The 19,482-nt window shown below is 54.8% G+C and carries 17 protein-coding genes; 8 read left to right on the top strand and 9 right to left on the bottom strand.

What is annotated here, in order from left to right; all coding sequences use genetic code 11:
* The first annotated feature begins 57 nt into the window (after positions 1-57).
* Positions 58-2,283, top strand: coding sequence for a response regulator (locus tag B9P63_RS05595; RefSeq protein ID WP_085307575.1), 2,226 nt, complete (start codon positions 58-60; stop codon positions 2,281-2,283).
* Here B9P63_RS05595 and yaaA read toward each other — a convergent pair.
* The 3 genes from yaaA to B9P63_RS05580 all read right to left on the bottom strand — a co-directional run bounded on the left by yaaA (position 2,271) and on the right by B9P63_RS05580 (position 5,478).
* Positions 2,271-3,041, bottom strand: a complete 771-nt coding sequence (gene yaaA, locus B9P63_RS05590) for a peroxide stress protein YaaA (RefSeq protein ID WP_085307574.1) — start codon at positions 3,039-3,041, stop codon at positions 2,271-2,273. The two genes, B9P63_RS05595 and yaaA, sit on opposite strands and share 13 nt — an antisense overlap.
* A gap of 30 nt (positions 3,042-3,071) precedes the next feature.
* Positions 3,072-5,114, bottom strand: coding sequence for a DNA helicase RecQ (gene recQ / locus B9P63_RS05585; RefSeq protein ID WP_085307573.1), 2,043 nt, complete (start codon positions 5,112-5,114; stop codon positions 3,072-3,074).
* A 76-nt stretch (positions 5,115-5,190) separates the two neighbouring features.
* Entirely contained in the window at positions 5,191-5,478 is a 288-nt protein-coding gene (locus tag B9P63_RS05580; RefSeq protein WP_085307572.1) for a YggT family protein, read from the bottom strand.
* A gap of 127 nt (positions 5,479-5,605) precedes the next feature.
* Between B9P63_RS05580 and B9P63_RS05575 the strand changes: the two genes are divergently transcribed.
* The 6 genes from B9P63_RS05575 to arfB all read left to right on the top strand — a co-directional run bounded on the left by B9P63_RS05575 (position 5,606) and on the right by arfB (position 10,728).
* Entirely contained in the window at positions 5,606-6,154 is a 549-nt protein-coding gene (locus B9P63_RS05575) for an acyl-CoA thioesterase (RefSeq protein ID WP_085307571.1), read from the top strand.
* A 57-nt stretch (positions 6,155-6,211) separates the two neighbouring features.
* Positions 6,212-7,582, top strand: coding sequence for an MFS transporter (locus B9P63_RS05570; protein WP_085307570.1), 1,371 nt, complete (start codon positions 6,212-6,214; stop codon positions 7,580-7,582).
* An 8-nt stretch (positions 7,583-7,590) separates the two neighbouring features.
* Complete coding sequence (mepA, locus tag B9P63_RS05565) at positions 7,591-8,451, top strand: penicillin-insensitive murein endopeptidase (RefSeq protein ID WP_245830576.1); 861 nt, start codon at positions 7,591-7,593, stop codon at positions 8,449-8,451.
* A complete protein-coding gene (locus tag B9P63_RS05560; protein ID WP_085307568.1) occupies positions 8,424-9,317 on the top strand; it encodes an esterase-like activity of phytase family protein in 894 nt (297 codons plus the stop codon). The genes mepA and B9P63_RS05560 overlap by 28 nt, the downstream gene beginning before the upstream one ends.
* A gap of 90 nt (positions 9,318-9,407) precedes the next feature.
* Entirely contained in the window at positions 9,408-10,040 is a 633-nt protein-coding gene (locus B9P63_RS05555; RefSeq protein ID WP_085307567.1) for a queuosine precursor transporter, read from the top strand.
* 265 nt (positions 10,041-10,305) lie between these two features.
* Entirely contained in the window at positions 10,306-10,728 is a 423-nt protein-coding gene (arfB, locus tag B9P63_RS05550) for an alternative ribosome rescue aminoacyl-tRNA hydrolase ArfB (protein WP_085307566.1), read from the top strand.
* Here arfB and pncB read toward each other — a convergent pair.
* The 3 genes from pncB to pncA form a co-directional block, all read right to left on the bottom strand.
* Positions 10,725-12,014, bottom strand: coding sequence for a nicotinate phosphoribosyltransferase (pncB, locus tag B9P63_RS05545; RefSeq protein ID WP_176219105.1), 1,290 nt, complete (start codon positions 12,012-12,014; stop codon positions 10,725-10,727). The genes arfB and pncB overlap by 4 nt on opposite strands.
* Before the next feature lie 54 nt (positions 12,015-12,068).
* Positions 12,069-14,291: a PAS domain-containing hybrid sensor histidine kinase/response regulator gene (locus B9P63_RS05540; RefSeq protein WP_085307564.1), complete on the bottom strand. Its 2,223-nt coding sequence runs from the start codon at positions 14,289-14,291 to the stop codon at positions 12,069-12,071.
* 67 nt (positions 14,292-14,358) lie between these two features.
* Entirely contained in the window at positions 14,359-14,961 is a 603-nt protein-coding gene (gene pncA, locus B9P63_RS05535) for a bifunctional nicotinamidase/pyrazinamidase (protein WP_085307882.1), read from the bottom strand.
* Between the two features lie 87 nt (positions 14,962-15,048).
* Here pncA and trhO point away from each other — a divergent pair, with 87 nt between their 5' ends.
* The gene (trhO, locus tag B9P63_RS05530) at positions 15,049-15,948 is read left to right on the top strand and encodes an oxygen-dependent tRNA uridine(34) hydroxylase TrhO (RefSeq protein ID WP_085307563.1); all 900 of its coding nucleotides are present in this window, start codon (positions 15,049-15,051) and stop codon (positions 15,946-15,948) included.
* Here the strand turns inward: trhO and B9P63_RS05525 are convergent.
* From B9P63_RS05525 to flgK, 3 genes are read right to left on the bottom strand one after another with little or no spacing between them, the layout of a single operon-like run.
* Positions 15,945-17,048, bottom strand: coding sequence for a flagellar basal body P-ring protein FlgI (locus tag B9P63_RS05525; RefSeq protein WP_085307562.1), 1,104 nt, complete (start codon positions 17,046-17,048; stop codon positions 15,945-15,947). The genes trhO and B9P63_RS05525 overlap by 4 nt on opposite strands.
* Positions 17,045-18,055, bottom strand: a complete 1,011-nt coding sequence (locus B9P63_RS05520) for a hypothetical protein (RefSeq protein WP_085307561.1) — start codon at positions 18,053-18,055, stop codon at positions 17,045-17,047. Before B9P63_RS05520 ends, B9P63_RS05525 begins: the two co-directional genes overlap by 4 nt.
* A complete protein-coding gene (flgK, locus tag B9P63_RS05515) occupies positions 18,055-19,479 on the bottom strand; it encodes a flagellar hook-associated protein FlgK (RefSeq protein ID WP_085307560.1) in 1,425 nt (474 codons plus the stop codon). Before flgK ends, B9P63_RS05520 begins: the two co-directional genes overlap by 1 nt.
* Between the last annotated feature and the right edge of the window lie 3 nt (positions 19,480-19,482).

Genomic DNA, 19,482 nt, shown 5'->3' with positions numbered 1-19,482 from the left:
TCACCTCCTCGGCAGATTGTCGCAATTGAACCTAACCCTGATTCTAGTGATTGCAGCATGACGCTCGCACATAAACTCGCCGAGGAACGTCGCGCCAGATTGGCTGCGCAGCGCTTGCTCGAGATGAAAGAGGCCGAATTGTTTTCGGCCAACCGCAAGCTCGGGCGCCATGCGCGTGCACTTTCCGACCGGATCGAGCGGACGGAAGCCGAAGTCGTCAACGTGCGCAACGAAAACAGGCAGGTGAAGTCCGATCTAAGCGTCGCCCATCAAAAGATCGAAATTGCAGAGCGGCGGCTATGGCATTCCATTCGCACGATTCAGGATGGTTTCGCCTTTTTCAATGCCGACAACGAAATGGTGGGCGCGAACGATGCCTACCTAAGCATTTTCGACGACCTCGAGGATATGAAACCGGGGGTGACCTACCCTGAAATGCTGCTCGTTCTGACCGACGAGGGGATCATTGACACCCAAGATCTAAGCCCCGCCGAGTGGCGCGCCACAATGCTAGAGCGATGGAATGAGCCAAATCCGAAGCCGCGTGTCGTGCGCTTCTGGAACGGGCTTTACGCCAAGTTGATCGACGAACGCGGACCAGACGGCGATGTGGTCAGTCTTGCGCTTAATATCACCGACACGATCCGCTACGAAAACCAGCTCAAGAAGGCGCGCTATCAGGCAGAGGCGGCAAGCCGCGCCAAATCCGCTTTCCTTGCCAACATGAGCCATGAAATTCGCACGCCGATGAACGGGATTGTGGGCATGGCTGATCTTTTGGTTGAAACGGGTCTCGGCGAGGAGCAGCAGCTTTTCGTCGAGACCATCCGCAATTCGGGCGAAGCCCTGTTAACCATCATTAACGACGTGCTCGATTATTCGAAGATCGAAGCAGAAAAGCTGCAATTGCGTCCCACAACCTTTGATTTCGAGCAGTGCATACACGAAGTTATGCGCCTACTACAGCCATCTGCACGCGACAAAGGTGTCGCGCTTCTGGTGGATTACGATCTTTTTCTGCCGACCCAGTTGGTTGGTGATCCAGGGCGCATTCGCCAAATTTTAACCAATGTGATCGGCAACGCCGTCAAATTCACGACCGAAGGTCACGTCCTGATTTCCATCACCGGAAAGTCCCAAAACGGCGTTTGCGACGTGCATGTGACCATTCAGGACACGGGCATCGGCATTCCAGAGGATAAGGTTGGTCATATTTTCGGTGAATTCAACCAGGTCGAGGATGAAAAGAACCGACAATTTGAAGGAACCGGTCTTGGCCTTGCCATCACCAAACGGTTGATTGAATTGATGGGGGGGCGCATTTGGGTCACTTCCGAAGAGGGCGCAGGCACGTGTTTTGGATTTCAGGTTAGTCTTGAAAGCGATCCGGCAGATGAGTTGGAAATCGTCAAACCTGATATCGCCAAGGCTTTGGTGGTCGACAGCGGAGAGCTGACGCGCGGCATCCTCGAAAAGCAGATCGCGCTTTTGGGGATCACATGCAGTAGCGCAAACTCTGCCGATGATGCGCTCGCCATGTTGGACGAAGGCTTCGGCCTTGCCGTGCTCGATGATCTGCAAGGGGCGATGGACGGCTTTGATCTTGCTCGTCAAATGCGGGCGAAACGGCCTGATTTACCGATCCTGTTGATGACGTCCAATGCAGGATTGGCCGAAGCGGACCCCGCGCGCGCATCGGTCAACGCGGTCTTGCAAAAACCGGTACCACGGCAAATTCTGTTTCGCCATCTGATGTCGCTTGGCGCACCCGAAACCAAAGCCCCCCCTCACCCGAAAGCGCCCATGTTCGTTCATACGCGCAGTGCTGCTCCGGCCCCGCCACCACGGCCCATGATACCGAATGAAAACAGCCGGCGCGCACTGCGCGTTCTGGCGGCGGAGGATAACAAAACCAACCAGCTTGTCTTTGGTAAAATGTTGAAATCTCTGGATATCGAACTGACGTTCGCCAATAACGGCATTGAAGCGGTCGAACTTTTTCAAAGTATCAAACCCGACGTGGTCTTTATGGATATTTCAATGCCCAAAAAGGACGGGAAGGAAGCGACGGGCAATATTCGCGCACTCGAAAAGGAAAGCGGCGCCCATGTGCCGATCATCGCCATGACCGCGCATGCCATGGCTGGCGATCAAGAGGCGATATTGGCGGCAGGTCTTGACCACTACCTCACCAAACCTTTGAAAAAGTCACTAGTGATCGAGCAAATCAAAGCGGTTCAACTTGAGGGCGTGCGCCCGGCCGTGCCCGATCAGCTTGGGTAATCACGCAGAAAGACCCAACGGTCCCCCTCGCTCAACTCCGGCTGATAGGCATAGCCGCCAGTGTCGAAACCTTTGATCGCTTCCGCTTCATTCAAGCGGTTCTGGATCACATACCGCGCCATCGCGCCGCGTGCTTTTTTGGCAAAAAAGCTGACGATCTTGGCCTTGCCGTCCTTCAACTCCATGAACACCGGCGTGATCACCCGCAGCTTGAGCGCCTTGGGCGCAACCGCCCCGAAATATTCCTGACTGGCGCAGTTCACCAGTATATCGCTGCCGATTACCTCTCCCTGCGCGTTCAGCATCTTGGACAGATCGTCACGCCAATAGTCATAGAGCGACGCGCCGCGACGGGTTTTCAAACGGGACCCCATTTCCAAACGGTAGGGTTGGATCGCATCAAGCGGTCGCAAAAGTCCGTAAAGCCCTGATAAAATGCGCAAATGATCCTGCGCCCAGTGCAATTCATCGCTATCCAACGTCGCCGCTTCAAGGCCTTGATACGTGTCGCCAGCAAAGGCCAATGCGGCGGGGCGCACTGCATCTGCGCTTGGGTCTGCCTCGAAAGTCTGGAAACGGTCGTGATTGAGACGCGCCAAATCAGGGCTGAGGTGCATCAATTTTTGCAAATCGCCAAGGGTCAGGTTCTTGGCCGTTTTCACCAAGCGCACAGCGTCTTCTTGCAAATCAGGCGCTGTCATTTCTACATCGCGCACGTCCCAGTCTAGCCGTTTGGCAGGTGAAATCACTACAAGCATATCAGCCCCCTCATAAATCTGACAATTGATCTAGCCCGCTTCACGCAGCACGTCCAGAAAAGCCGCGCCAAATCGTTCACTACGCCTTTCGCCCAAAATCCGCTCCAACGCGCCCTCGTTCTGCGGTTTTTGCGCTGCGATTTTAGCCAATAGAGATGCAGAGCAACTCAGCGGTTTGTCATGGCCCTCGCTGCCACGCGCCAAATCGGCCTGCACTTCCAGCAAGCGATCATAAAGCGTGCCACTCTCGCGCCCCGCCAGTTTGCGACGCGCGGGGTGAACCGCCTCAACCGCGCCCGTGATCACCTCAAGAAACGCATCGCCGTAGGTTTCCAGCTTTTTCGCGCCGACGCCGCCGATGCCTGCCATACCGTCCAGCGTGGTTGGCCGGACCTGCGCCATTTCGATCAGGGTCTTGTCATTGAACACGATATAGGCCGGCACGCGCGCCGCTTCGGCCAACGCACGGCGTTTGGCTTTGAGCGCGGAAAGCAGCGGCGCGTCTTCCTCACTCACCAGCGTCTTAACGGCAGGCGAGAATTTCGAGGCCTTGCGAATGGTGTCACGGCGCAAGCGGATAGACGCCTCACCGCGCAAAATCGGCAGGGCTTCATCGTTCATACGCAATGCGCCATGGCGTTCGGGATCGGGGCGCACCAGATCATGCCCCATCATCTGACGGAACACCGCCTGCCATTCGCGTTTACCATATTCCGTGCCGACGCCGAATGTGGGCAAACCATCATGGCCGCGCGCTTTGACTTTGTCGGTTTCGACCCCCATCAGAATGTCGATTAAATGCCCCGCGCCGAAATATTCATCTGTGCGCAGTATCGCCGAAAGCGCTTTGCGCACCGCCGTGGTGCCGTCGAACACTTCTGCGGGCGTATCGCACAAATCGCAATTGCCGCATTTCACATTGGTCTCACCGAAATAAGCGAGCAGGCTGGCACGGCGACAATCCAGCGCTTCGGCCAGCCCGAGCAAAGCGTTCAAACGCGCATGATCCGCCGCGCGGCGTTCGGGCGGGGCAAGCCCTTCGTCAATTTGAGAGCGGCGCAAACGGATGTCATCAGGCCCATAAAGCGTGAGCGTTTCAGCGGGCGCGCCGTCACGTCCACCGCGACCAATTTCCTGATAATAAGCCTCGATCGACTTGGGCAAATCGGCATGCGCGACCCAGCGGATGTCAGGTTTATCAACGCCCATGCCAAAGGCAACGGTGGCCACAACGATCAAACCGTCCTCGCGTTGAAAGCGCGCTTCGACCTCGCGGCGATGATCCGGATCCATGCCGCCATGGTAATAACAGGCGCTATGCCCGGCCTGAGCCAGCGCGCCGGAAAGCCCTTCGGTCTTGGCGCGCGTGCCGCAATAAACGATGCCAGATTGACCCTTTCGCGCTGCAGCGAAGGCCAGAATTTGCTGGCGCGGTCCATCTTTGGAGGCGAAGGCAAGATGGATGTTCGGACGATCAAAACCATGCAGAAAAGTTTGCGGTGTCGCTCCATCGAACAGCCGTGTCGCGATCTCTTCGCGCGTTTCTGCATCGGCAGTCGCCGTAAAGGCCGCAACAGGCACGTTCAGCGCACGGCGCAGATCACCAATGCGCAGGTAATCAGGGCGAAAGTCATGACCCCATTGGCTAACGCAGTGCGCTTCGTCCACGGCGATCCGCGACACGCCAGCGCGGCGCAGCATGTTAAGCGCACCGCCAGAGGCAAGTCTTTCTGGGGCCATGTAAAGCAGACGCAATGTGCCCGCATCAATCGCCTCGAACACCTCACTGGTTTCTTCCTCGGTATTGCCGGAGGTAAGCGCGCCCGCATTGACGCCGCTCGCTTTCAGCGCCGTCACCTGATCCCGCATCAAGGCGATCAGCGGCGAAATAACGACTGTCAGTCCTTCATCCATAAGTGCGGGAAGCTGATAGCAAAGCGATTTACCACCACCCGTCGGCATGATCGCAAGCACGTTTTCACCATTCGCGACGGCATCCACGATCTCGCGCTGACCAGGGCGAAATTCATCAAATCCGAAAACGTCGCTTAACAGCGATACGGCGCGATCCATGGGATATCCTGTAGTGGCATTAGGCTGCTCTTACAGGATATGTCCCATAGGTTAACAACTGGCACAAGATGAAGCGTTAGTAGAAAGATTGGATGTTGTTCGCCAGAATGATACGCAGCGCGTAAACAGCAACCAGCGCGATCAATGGCGCAAGGTCAATTCCAGCCATATTCGGCAAAATACTGCGAATTTTCGAATAAAGCGGCTCAAGAATGCGGTTCAGCCCCTGCCAGATTTGCGCGACAAGCGGCTGGCCCAGATTGAGCACCTGAAAGTTGATCAACCAACTCATGATCACATGCGCGATGATGAAGAACCATGCGATATCGAGGATCAGCATCAGGATTTGGAAAATGGACAACATGGGCAGGCTCCGAGTTTGCGGTTGCCCTCTAGGTAGTCGTCCCCGCACGCATCGGCAAGTGCCGTGGGGTCGCGACTTGACGCTGCACCGCAGCATGGCCAAGGTCGCGTGAAACAGGAGCGCGGCCATGTACCCTTTTATTCGTATGTTCAAAGCCTTGTGGCAAGTGCGCAGCGCACCGCCCATGGCGTTTCACGAGACCCATATCTCGCAGCATCGCTGCTGGCCGCAAGATATCGACCTGTGGATGGAGTTGAACAACGGACGCACGCTGACGCTTTATGATCTGGGGCGCATTCCACTGGCCAAACGCACTGGGCTAATCGGCGCGCTTCGCACGCAACGCTGGGGGTTAACCATGGCCGGCGTTTCCGTTCGCTATCGCCGCCGCATCCGCACGTTTGAAGCGTTTTCGATAAAATCACGCGCAGTCTGTTGGGACGACAAATTCATGTATCTCGAACAGGCGATGGTCAAACGCAGCGGTGAGGTCGCGAACCATGCACTTTACCGCGCCGCAGTGACCGACAAGAACGGCATCGTTTCGCCCACTCGCGTACTCGAAATGATGGGGAGCGATGCAAAATCGCCACCCATGCCCGATTGGATCGCCAACTGGGTAAAAGCCGACGCAACCCGTTCTTGGCCACCCATGCAAGATTTGTCACAGGATTAACTTGCGTGGATGTCCCTCTGTCTGGTCTAACAAAGTCGAACACGAGGGACATAATACATGACAAGCGCTACGGCTGACACGACTTTGCGCAAGCGCATCTGGGGCTGGTACTTTTTCGATTGGGCAAGCCAGCCCTACCACACTGTCCTCAACACCTTTATTTTCGGCCCTTTCTTCGTTTCCATCGCTGCCGTTTACTACCTTGGCCTTGGCCAGGACGAGGGGATCGCAGACGCGAATGCGCAGGCCATGTGGGCCTGGACAACAGCGCTGATCGGGTTGATCATCGCCTTTTCCGCACCCATTTTCGGCGCGATGGCCGATAGCACAGGGCGCAAGATGCCGTGGATCGCATCCTTCAGTGCGATGTATGTGATCGGTGCCAGCGCGCTTTGGTTCACCAATCCCGACGCGAGCAACCTGTTCTGGATGCTCGCCTTTTTCGGCATCGGCTTTATCGGGGCGGAATATGCGCTGATCTTTACCAATGCGCAGCTTCCCGGCCTTGGCACGCGCGAGCAGATTGGTAAAATTTCCGGCTCCGGCTTTGCCTTTGGTTATATGGGCGGGGTTCTGTCGCTCGCAATTGCGCTCTTGCTGCTCGTGGAGCAAAGCAACGGCAAAACCATTGCGGGCCTCGATCCCTTGTTCGGCCTGAACCCTGCGGATCGCGAGGGCACACGCTCGACCGGGCCGTTTGCCGCACTTTGGTTTTTACTTTTCATGATCCCCTATTTCCTCTGGGTGCGCGAAGTGCGCACGGATCAGATCAGGTCCAGCTTTTCCGAGGCCGTCGCGCAGGTCACCGCCTCTCTCAGAGGTCTGAAGAAACGCAAATCGCTTGGCTTTTTCCTACTTGGCTCGATGTTTTACCGTGATGCGTTGAACGGCCTTTACACCTTCGGCGGGGTCTACGCCAAACTGGTGCTGGACTGGGAAGTCACGCAAATCGGCGTGTTCGGCGTCGTCGCAGCCATTGGCGCCGCAGTATTCAGTTATATTGGCGGTTTCGCGGATCGGCGGTTTGGCCCCAAGCCTGTAGTTACGTTTGCCATCGTGGTTTTGATATTCGTCAGCCTGACAATCATCAACATAACGCCCGAAATGATCTACGGTATTTCCGTTGCTGCAGGCACGCCCGATCTGGTCTTCATCGTCTGCGGTATCCTGATCGGCGGCATGGGGGGCATGCTGCAATCGGCCAGTCGCTCGCTCATGGTGCGCCACACGGACGCGGACACGGCGACCGAATATTTCGGACTTTACGGATTGTCGGGCCGCGCGACGGCCTTTCTTGCGCCCCTGCTGATCGGCATCGTCACGACCGTCACACAAAGTGCGCGGCTTGGCGTTTCCCCCGTGATCGGGCTATTCCTGATCGGCCTTATCCTGCTCTACTTCGTTAATAAACGTGGAGATTTTAAGTAGTGTTACGTTTGATTTGCTCGGTTGTGTTAACTTGCTTCATCGTCCTTCCCCTCGCCGCTGCGCCAGAGGCCAAACAGCTGTTCGGTGCGGCCAAAACCGGATCGGCGCAGCGCGCTGCACCTATCGGTTCCTACGCCAATGGCTGCGCAGCAGGCTCTGTGCAATTGCCAGAAACGGGGCCCACGTGGCAGGCAATGCGCCTGTCGCGCAATCGCAACTGGGGACACCCAGAGACGATAGATTTTATCGAGACGCTCTCGGCCAAAGCCGCACGTTTGCCAGGGTGGAACGGGCTCTATATCGGGGACATCAGCCAGCCGCGCGGCGGCCCTATGCTCTCTGGCCATCGGAGCCATCAGATCGGTTTGGACATCGATGTCTGGATGCGACCTGCCACCAACTTGCGACTGTCGCAGCGCGACCGCGAGAACATAAGCTCCATTTCGCTACGACGCTCTAAAGGTGCCTATATCAACGATAAATTCACGCGGCAACACATGGAAATCATGAAAGCGGCAGCGCAGGACAAGCGCACAGCGCGGATTTTCGTCTTTCCAGGCGCGAAGGTCGCCATGTGCAACGCTGAAAAAGGAAACCGCAAATGGCTGCGCAAAATTCGCCCATGGTACGGGCATCACTACCATTTCCACGTGCGCCTTGCCTGCCCTCGCGGCGCGCGCGGATGCGTCGATCAAAACCCGCCCCCTGCGGGCGATGGCTGCGCCGATGCGCAAAAGTGGGTGAACGATATTCTTAATCCGCCCAAGGCCAAACCGCGTGATCCAAACACGCCCAAACCCAAGCCACGGCGCGAGCTGATTTTGGCGGATTTACCACAACAATGCGCACAAGTTCTGCAATCACGCTGATCGCCTGCGCCGCTTTCGCTTACGCTCTGCCCCTCGCGGCAGAGCCACGCGTGGAGGTGCTGGCGCAGTTCATATGGGAACCTGCGGTTAACGGTTTCGGCGGCATTTCCGCGCTTGAAGTCAACAAGAGTGGCACCTCATTTACTGCCGTATCCGATACCGGCATGATTTTTGAGGGCAATTTTATACGTGATCTTGACAGCACTCTGAGCGGCGCACAACTTACGAGCGCAGAAGCGCTTTCGTTTGAAAATGGCCTATTTCCCACCAAAAAAATGGATCGCGATACCGAAGGTCTCGCCATCTCTGCAAACGGAACCCGCTACATTTCAGCCGAATCTAAAAGCCGCCTTTTGACCTATGACGCAGGCGACAGACGCGCGCAAATCTCCCCCTTGCCGCATCTCGATCCGCAAGCACCCTCCAATATGGGCTTTGAGGCACTGGCCATCTCAGAAGCGGGCGATTTATTCGCGGTCGCGGAAGGTTCTTCCAACATCCGCACGCCCTATCGCATCTTTAAACGCAGTGCGTCGGGCGAATGGACCCCTGTTTTCAAGCTCAAGCGCAGCGGTGGATTTCGACCCGTGGGCGCAGATTTCGGCCCCGATGGGCATCTTTACGTTCTAAGCCGCGCGTTCAACGGCCTCGGTTTCATGACCCATATAGAGCGTATCTTATTCGAAAACGCTCATCCAGTCCGCCAAGAGTACCTTTTTTCCAGCCGTTTCAGACAGTTCGATAACCTCGAAGGCCTGTCTGTCTGGAGCCCTCGCCCGGGTGAATTGCGCCTTTACGCAATTTCGGACGATAATTTCAGCCGCGCACAACGCACACAAATAGTTGAGTTCAGGGTACATGATTGACTTGCCACGCCGCCGCGCCACGCCTAAACAGCCGCAGATTCCAATTCTGGAACCAAGTCGCCGCAACCTTGTAAAAAACGGGCTAAACCTATGACACGTAAACATCTTCCCGGCATCCTTGCCATGGCAGCGATTGTCGTCGCCTCCAACATTCTGGTCCAGTTTCTCTTTGGCCAATGGCTCACTTGGGGGGCCTTCACCTATCCTTTCGCCTTTCTCGTCACTGATCTGATGAACCGCATTTACGGCTCTGGCCCTGCGCGTCAGGTGATTTTTGCAGGTTTTATCGTCGGCGTGTTTTGTTCGCTGATCGGAACGCAGATTCATGGTGAATTCGGCCCACTCGTGACGTTCCGCATCGCGCTCGCATCTGGCACAGCCTTCTTGATCGCGCAAATGCTTGATGTGTCGATCTTCAACGCGCTTAAAAACGGTAAATGGTGGCGCGCGCCGCTTGCTTCCTCGCTTATCGGCTCGTCCGTCGATACGCTTTTGTTCTTCACCATCGCCTTTTCCAGCGCGCTTTCTTATCTGGAGCCGGAAAACGATGTGACCTGGGCGAACGAAGCACTGCCGCTTTTGGGGCTTGGACCAATCGCGCCGCTTTGGGTGTCGCTCGCGTTTGCGGATTGGGGCGTGAAGCTTTCGCTCGCTCTGCTTGCATTGCTGCCCTTCAAGGCGATCGTATCACGATGGTTGCAAAATCGTGGACAAACGCTCTGATATTTTTCCTTTGCGGATCGGACAATCTGTGCAAACCTACCCTTGATTGAAACAAACGAGAGGAGGTGATCCAGTGTCTAAAGTGGTATTGGAGAGTAGTGTTGGGACAACTTGCGAGGCACGCCTCTAGCGGCAGACCCTGGCGGACTTGCTCCGCGCGAATTGGCGTCGGCCTAACCAACCCCGCCTCCGAAACTCTTGATTGGGCCGCTCTTAACCGGGTGGCCCTTTTTGCGTCTGGCGGCGCGTCGTGGCATGAAGGGACATGTTGCAAATCACCCCTACCCTCGAGATTGCCGATTGGGAGCTCACCGAAACCTTCACGCGCGCCTCCGGGCCGGGCGGGCAAAATGTGAACAAAGTCTCGACCGCAGTCGAACTGCGCTTTGAGGCAGAGCGCTCCCCGAGTCTAAGCGCACCGGTGAAGGCGCGGCTCAAGCGATTGGCAGGACGGCGCTGGACGCTGGACGGCGCGCTCATCATCCGCGCGGAAGAAGAACGCAGCCAAGCGCGCAACCGAGCCATCGCGCGCGAGCGATTGATCGAATTGATCCGAAAAGCGCTAGTCGCGCCGAAGCGGCGCATCGCGACGCGGCCGACTTTGGGAAGTAAAAAACGCCGCCTGAAATCAAAGAAGGAACGCGGCGAGGTCAAATCACTGCGTGGCCGCGTCACTGGTGAAGACTAGACGATCACCTCTTCATCGGCTTGCTCGCCCAGTTCAAACACGCGCTTGTAGCGATCGATTTCTTCCGTAGGACCCATCGCTTTGCGAGGATTATCGGATAATTTCACCGTCGGCCGGCCATTTACCTGCACTGCCTTGCACACAATGGAGAACGGGTTAAGCCCTTCTTCTGGGACCAAGCCTCTGAAATCATTTGTCAAAAGCGTACCCCAACCAAAGCTGACACGCACGCGACCATGAAATTGTTTGTGCAGCTGGATAATTTTGTCCACGTCCAGTCCGTCAGAGAAAATTACCAGCTTTTTACGCGGATCTTCACCGCGCTCTTTCCACCACTTGATCGCGATTTCGGCGCCTGTCGCGGGGTCGCCGGAATCGATGCGAATACCTGTCCAGCCGGCAAGCCAATCCGGCGCATGGTTCAAAAACCCTTGGGTGCCATAAGTGTCGGGCAGAATGATACGCAAATTGCCCTCGTGCTCTTCGTGCCAATCTTCCAACACCTGATAGGGGGCCTGGCGCAGCGCGTCATCGTTTTCGGCCAGCGCCGAATAGACCATAGGCAATTCATGGGCGTTGGTGCCGATCGCTTCGATGTCACGTTTCATCGCAATCTTGCAATTCGAGGTGCCAACGAATTTCTCGCCCAGCCCTTCTTGCATCGCTTGAACGCACCAGTCCTGCCACAGGAACGAATGGCGCCGCCGCGTACCGAAATCCGCAATACGCAGCCCATCAACCGCACGCAGGCGTTCGACCTTTTCCCAAACCCGCGTCATCGCGCGCGCATAAAGAACCTGAAGTTCAAACTTGCCCATGCTGTCGAGCACCGCGCGGCTGCGCAGTTCCATCAAAACTGCAAGCGCAGGAATTTCCCAAAGCATGACCTCGGGCCATTTTCCCTCAAATGTCAGCTCGTATTGGCCATCGCGCTTTTCAAGGTGATAATCTGGCAAACGCAGGTTTTCGAACCACTGCATGAACTCGGAGGTAAACATCTGGCGCTTACCATAAAACATGTTGCCGCGCAGCCATGTGCTTTCCCCACGGCTCAGCGAAAGCGAACGAATGTGATCAAGCTGCTCACGTAGTTCACCTTCATCGATCAACTCTGCAAGGCGCACCGATTTGGTACGGTTGATCAGGCTGAAAGTGACGTCAGTGTCGCGATGATTGCGAAACACCGACTGGCACATCAGAAGTTTGTAAAAGTCGTCATCAATCAGAGAGCGGACGATAGGATCGATCTTCCATTTGTGGTTCCACACGCGTGTTGCAATATCCAAAACCAGCCCTCGTTTACGATTGTTGTGACTTGATACGTCATGTCGGTGATCGGATCAAAGCGGATTCGCCTGCCGGGCCGCGCTGAATTTCGACAGCTTACCAAGCAGATCAGCTTTTTTCACTGGTTTCGCGAGAAAATCATCCATTCCCGCCTGAAAACAGGCCTCACGGTCACTGGCAAAGGCATTGGCGGTCAGCGCAATGATATGCGGTCGAATATCGGACATCGCACGAATATGCTCCGTTGCTTCGAGCCCGTCCATTTCGGGCATAGACATGTCCATGAAAATCAAATCAGGCTTATGCTCGCGCGTGTGCTCCACCGCGTCGCGCCCATTGTGGGCAAAGCAAATATCCAAGGGCAAACCTTGTAAATATTTACTGATCAGGAACCGGTTGGTCTTGTTGTCCTCTGCAATCAGAATGGACATCGGTTGGATTTCAGCGTTCTGCGCCGCAACTGGTTTGGCACGATCACTAGCGCGCCTTGGCATACCAAACGTCAAGCTGATCGAAAACGTAGAGCCCCGCCCAAGAGTGGATTGCACCACAATCCCCCCGCCCATGTGCTCGGCCAGTTGCTTGGAAATCGATAAGCCCAAACCAGTGCCGCCAAATTTGCGCGTTGTGCGCCCGTCCGCTTGTTGGAATTTCTCAAAGACCTGCGCAATTCTATCCTGCGCGATCCCAATGCCCGTATCCTTGATATCGATCACCAAACGGTACGCACCCACCTCCTCTGTCAGGCGGGTCTTGATCGTCACGCCGCCTTGCGCGGTAAATTTGATCGCGTTTCCGATCATATTCAAAAGGATTTGCCGCACACGGCCATCATCGCCAATGACATGGTTTGGCAGCGGCCTGTCTTCAACCACATCAAGGTAAATCCCCTTGCCGTTCGCTTGTGGGACGAATAATTCGATAGAGCTGGCGAGACAAGCGCGCAGATCAAACTCCACAGGATCAATCGTGAGCTTTCCCGCATCAAGTTTGGAGAAATCCAAAATATCGTTAATGATCGACAACAGCGCCCCGGCAGAATCTTTGATCGTCAATGCGTAAGAGCGCACGTCATCGGGTAGATCATGCTCGACCAAAAGATCGGAAAGGCCGATGATCCCGTTCATCGGCGTTCGAATTTCATGGCTCATTGTTGCGAGAAATTCTGATTTGGACTGCTCTCCACGCTCCGCGAGGTGTTTAGCGGCAGCAAGCTCTTCCTCGTGCTCTTTCAGTGCTGTGATATCACGCTCTATCGCGACGATCATTTCGACACTTTCATCCTCCGCTCTAACCGGAAAAATATTGGTTTCCATCCAGATTCTCGCACCATCTTTGCACCGGTTAAGTACCTCCGCACGGATCGGCTTGCCCTCGCGGACATGTTTGCCGATGCTTTTGGACACCTCGGGATCAGTATCAGGGTCGTTCAATAACTGTGATGGCAATTGACCAATCGCCTCTTCACGGGTGTAACCTGTGATGCGCGTAAACGCTTCGTTAACCCATTCAATCTCGCCTCTGGGTGTCAAAATCACCACGCTGTCGTTGGCGTAACGCGCTACAAGCGATAGTCTGCGCAGCTGTTCTTGAGATTTTCGCTTTTGCCGATCAGAGGCTTCCAGCGCCTTGGACGCCGACAAAATTTGTTGCGCGCTACGCGTTTGCCGAGCGTAACTACCGATAACAAATTGTAGAACAATTGTAACGATGTAACACATTAACAGCATCGAAATCGCTTCTGAAAGATACGCATCAAACCCACCATTCGAGGTGAAGAATTCTGCGCTGGCGCCAGCGACAAAGGTTATGCCGTAAACCAAAAGCCGCGAGGACGCGCTTGGCTTGTGATAGGGCCAGACGAGCCCTGCGTTCAGAGCCGCTGACATCAAGAAAACCAGAGCAAACTGCGATCCATTAACCGTTTGCGGCATGAACCACGCCATGAGAATGCAGATCGAAATGCTAAGCGCTTGGACCGTTGCGCTCAGGCTTGCGCGATCGCTCACTTTGCCAAATGCGCGCCCACGGTCCAATGCTTTGAGTTGATGATTCAAGTTTACGTAATCAATGATCTCGCCAAGCACGGCGATCGCGCCCGCCAGAAAACCCATCAACGGCGAAATCATCACCATTAAATAGGCCGATCCAATCATCGTCAGTATCTGACGTTTCCAAAAATGAACGATGCGACCACGTGCGTAGCGCCGGAATCGCTCAACCGGCACGTCAAGGCGCGGCGGATCAACACTTGATTGTGAAATTGGCTGGGCCATCCCCTGCTACTCGCGTCTCTGCTCGCAGCGGTTATTGCGCAAACGTCTTAACGAATCGGGTGTAGCGCTATGCCAATGTAACTCCCGCCCGCTTCATCGCGACAAGTGCCTCCGCAAGGGATCCGTTCAAATCGATCGCACGGCACGCAGATTGGATGACCGTCACTTCATAACCGAGTTTGCGCGCGTCGAGCGCTGTGAACTGCACACAAAAATCCAAGGCAAGGCCCACCAAAACTACCTCAGAAATACTGCGCGTTTTTAGGTAGCCATCTAGCCCTGTGGGCGTGGTCTGATCATTCTCAAAAAACGCAGAATAGCTGTCGATCTCGGTGCGAAACCCTTTACGCACAATCATTTGTGCACGGTTCGTTGCCAAATCGACGTGAAACTCTGCCCCCATGCTGCCTTGCACACAGTGATCCGGCCACAAAACCTGCGCGCCGTAGGACATTTCGACCAGATCATATGGCACACTGTCGACGTGATTACTCGCGAAAGATGTATGACTTTGCGGATGCCAATCCTGCGACAGCACAACCGCATCGAAATCCGCCTGTAGCGCATTGATTTGCGCGATGATCTCGCTTCCGCCCGGCACGGCCAAAGCGCCACCTTCGCAAAAATCATTTTGAACGTCGATGATGATAAGAGCAGGTGATCCCGGCATGTTAATCTCCTTGAACACGGCCATGCGGCACTAGGCCGTTCATAGAGCACTTGCCTTAGCGGGTCAAAATCCGTTACGCCCACGCGCATGTTTACAATTGCTGCACTCTATCATTTCTCCCCCGTTAACGACCTTGTAGCGCGGCAGAAACACATTCGCGAAAAATGCGAAACTCTTGGCATTAAGGGAACGCTTTTGCTCGCCCCAGAGGGGATCAACGGCACGATCGCCGGATCGGCAGACGGCGTCGAGAGTATTTTGCACTTCCTCAAGAACCTGCCTGAATTTGCTGGTCTGGAAACGAAGCAAAGTTTCAGCCCAGATGAGCCTTTTGCCAAACTGAAGGTTCGCCTCAAACGAGAGATTGTCACGATGGGTCAGCCCGACGTCGATCCGCTGGGCGCGGTCGGTCATTATGTCGAGCCTGAGGATTGGAACGGCTTCATCCGCGCCCAGGATGTCGTGGTGATCGACACGCGCAACGATTACGAAGTCGCAATTGGCACATTTGAGGGTGCGATCGACCCCAAGACCAAGAGCTTTCGTGAATTTCCCGCCTGGTGGGAAGAAAACAAAACCCGTTTCGAAAACCAGCGCGTCGCGATGTTTTGTACGGGTGGTATTCGCTGTGAAAAATCAACGAGCTTTCTGAAAAGCCAAGGCGTCGAAGAAGTGTATCATCTCAAGGGGGGTATTCTTAAGTATCTGGAAACCGTGCCAGAAGAAGAGACAAGCTGGAACGGCGAATGTTTCGTTTTCGATGGTCGCGTTTCGGTAGGACATGGCTTGAAAATAGGCCCGCATCAGCTTTGTTTCGGGTGTCGGCGCCCGATCATGCCCGAGGACGTGAAGAACGAAAAATTCGAACTGGGCGTTTCATGCCATCAATGTTTCGACGAAACCAGTGCTGATGATAAAGCGCGCTTTCGCGAGCGGCAAAAGCAGATCGATCTGGAAAAGCAGCGCAACATCGCGGCAAGTGCTTAACGCACGACGAACTCAGCGTGCAGCGCGCCTGCAGCTTTGATGCTTTTCAGGATGTCGATCATATCGCGGGGCGCAACGCCCAGCGCATTCAACCCTGCGACAACTTCGGAAAGGGACGTTCCTCCGCGCAACTCCGCCATACTGATCCCTTCGTCTTCCTCTAGCTCGACCTCGGTGCGCGGCACCACGACTGTTTCACCTTGCGAGAAAGGATTAGGTTGCTGCACAAGCGGTTGTTCCTGAATGCGGATCGTCAAATTCCCTTGCGAGATCGCAACCCGAGAGATGCGCACATCTTCGCCCATGACGATTGTGCCAGACCTTTGATCAACCACGACTTTCGCCTTACGTTGGGGCTGCACCAGAATATTTTCAAGCTGGCTTATCGCATGCGCAGGTGACTTCGCACCAGATTTTACGACATCAATCGAGACGGTTCCAGAATCAATCATTTCTGCGACACGCCTGCCAAATGCACGGTTAACGGCCCTTTCGACACGCCTTGCGGTGGTAAAATCAGGTTCTCGCAAAGCCATCCGCAGAATTTTCAATCCGCCAAAGTCAAAATCTACTTCTCGCTCTACCCTTGCTCCGGACGGGATGCCGCCAGACGTTGGAACCCCTTGAACGACCACCGCGCCATCACCTTCGCCAGCTGCACCACCCGCGATTATCGTGCCTTGCGCAACAGCATAAATTTGCCCGTCAGCGGCATTAAGCGGTGTCATTATTAGCGTGCCGCCAAGCAGGCTTTTGGCGTCACCAATCGCCGAGACAGTCACATCGATCGATCCACCTGCGCGCGCAAACGGCGGTAACTCGGCAGTGACGAATACGGCTGCTACATTCTTGGGGCGAAACTGCTCGCCAGTGATGTTCACACCAAGGCGCTCAAGAATATTAGACATAATTTCTTCGGTGAAGGGCGCGTTTCGAATACCATCACCGGTCCCATTTAGACCTACAACCAGCCCGTATCCCACCAGATCATTGCCCCGCACACCGTCGAAACTGACAAGATCCTTAATACGAATTCTATTGGCCTTTGCCTCTGGCACCAACATCAAGCTGATCAATGCGATCAAGAGAATTCGGATCATCGCAGGTACTCCAACAAACTCATGCGCGCTGAGCGTGCGGTCAAGGTATAGATTTTTTCCAATTGCAGCTCGGCTTGTTGCAACTTGCTCGCTACCTCATATTCATCAATGCCAAGCGTATCTGCACGAAGTAATTCTGCCGTCGCAATCTCTGCACCTGCGGCAACTTTTCCTTTTGTTACCTCCGCTTCGACATAGCCCACCGAGGTACGCAACCCAATGATTTGCCCTTCTGCACTTCGCAATCCGTCTGCGGCAACCTTGAGCAATGCGGCCTTATTTGAAACCGACAAAGCGAGGTCCTGATCCGCCGAGAGACTTGCCAAGATCAGGTTTTGCACGGTAGCCCGCAATGCCGGATCATCGGCGCGGGTGCTCTCATCGATCAAGCGGTTAGCGCCGACGCGAATTGCCGCCGCATCTTCGTTGCCACCCAAATACCCATGGCTAGAAAAGCCACTTACCGGATCATCCATCCAGCTTTGTACTTCGTCGATGATGTCGGACACAGTAGCCGTGCTGCCGAGAGCGCTTTTGACAGAAGTGAGTATGTCTTGCACTGAGGCAATCGCCTGTTTGTCGTTTCGCGCGCCCGAAAAAAGTGATTTTCCACCAGATTGAACGTTCAGCCGCGAAACAACTTGATTGAACACATCCTTCGCGTTTGCAGCCACGGCATCCATCGCAATGCTAGTGCCAGAACCCAAAGTCAAATCAATGTCATTTGAAAGGGCCAACACGCTATCGCCAATCGCGCCCAGCACAGATTGTTTGACTTGGATATTCGTCAACGCTTCAGAAAGAGTTTTCTCGCGTATTTGAGATGAGCCTATGCGATGCTCCCAACTCATTTGTTGGGCAAAATCATTGCGGAGGGTCGCACCGACGTCCGACGTGACGCCCGTCGTCAGTTCTTTGGACAACTGAAGCATGTTTCGCTTGGCTTGCAGGTTGGATTGGTTCAGCAACAAGCCGCTGGCAAGGTCGCCGATTGAGTTGAAAGGCATCAGTTCATCCTCATCAACGTATCGAACATTTCATCAATCGCCTGAAGCACCCTTGCGTTCGCGGCGTAGTTGGTTTCGATCACGAGCAGTTTCTGAAGCTCTGCGTCAGTATCAACACCATTTTGTAGCTTCAATTGAGTCATCTGCTCAAATTGTGCACTGGAAAAACTTTCCTGGCGCTCATGGTTTGATGTGAGCTGAGCAGAAAATGAGGTAAGCGAGACAGCGTGATCAAATATCGACCCAGCATCAGGCGCATGGTTCGACAATGATGAAATCATGTTAGCAATCAAAGTTGCAGTGCCCGGCGCACCTTCGGTCCCTGCGTTCAAACCGCTACGCAAGCGCCAAGGCTCTCCACCAACTTGAGGATCAACATTTGCATTCAGCAAAAGCCGACCCGCAAGCCCGGTCTGGGTTGCAAATTCAGCGCGCGCACTGCTGTCGGTAAATAGCCCCGGATCACCCACACCGATGGAGCCATCGGCAGGAATATCCTGAAAGCGCACAGCAAGATCGAGAGCGAAAGCGTCTATTTTGTCTTGTGCCTTCGGTGCCATTTCATCGCGTATTTCGAAAAGCGCTTGCAAGCGCCCACCTGCGAAAGGGCCATTTTCTGCAGTCGTGCTGACTTGCTCGCCATCAATGCTGATTCCCCCCAACTGCCCATCCTCAAGCGTCATGTGCGGTAGAATTTGGTTCGTGCGCGTAAATTCGATTGCAACCGCAGTGCTTTCAAGAAGCATCATTCCCGTCGCGCTTACCAATGACACGGCACCATGTGCCCTTGGCATCTCTCGAACGGGAACCAATGCGCTCACCTGATCAACGAGGCTCTGGCGTTGATCCAAAAGCACATTGGTATCGCGCCCATTCACATTTGCCGAAAGGATTTGCCCGTTCAACTTTACGATTTGTTCCAAACTTGCATTAAGCACTTTGATTTCTTGCGAAATTTGTCGATCCGCGCTTAGCCTTTGCGATTGAATGCTTGCTTGTGCCGCACCCAAACTGTTGCTCAGGGCACTTGCGCTCGAAGCTACCTCTTGCAGCCGAATTCGCGAACCCGGGTCGCCTTCAAGAAATCGCAAGGCAGCGTCAAACCTGTTCACATGCGCAGGCAGGGAGGATGGATCATCCGGCGTTCCGATGATGTCCTCGAGTGCGCGGGCGCCATCCGCCCGCCCGGACGAGAGCTCCATACCTGCACGCGCACTTCTGCCATCCGCAAGCAGCGCCGTGTCAACAACTCGACTGACTCCGGCAATAGTCGCACCACCCTCGCGCGAACTCCCGAGTTCGATTTCCTGGCGGCTATAGTTTTCATTCATCGCATTCGCCAAATTAGACGAAACGAGATGCGCAGCGCGAGAAGACACCGACAAACCGGACAGCGCATTGGATATGGAGCTTGAAAGGCTCATCTT

The sequence above is a fragment of the Planktotalea arctica genome (assembly GCF_002105285.1).
Taxonomy (GTDB): Bacteria; Pseudomonadota; Alphaproteobacteria; order Rhodobacterales; family Rhodobacteraceae; genus Planktotalea; species Planktotalea arctica.
Note: the sequence above shows the minus strand (reverse complement) of the source record. Positions and strands in the feature narration are given on the sequence as shown.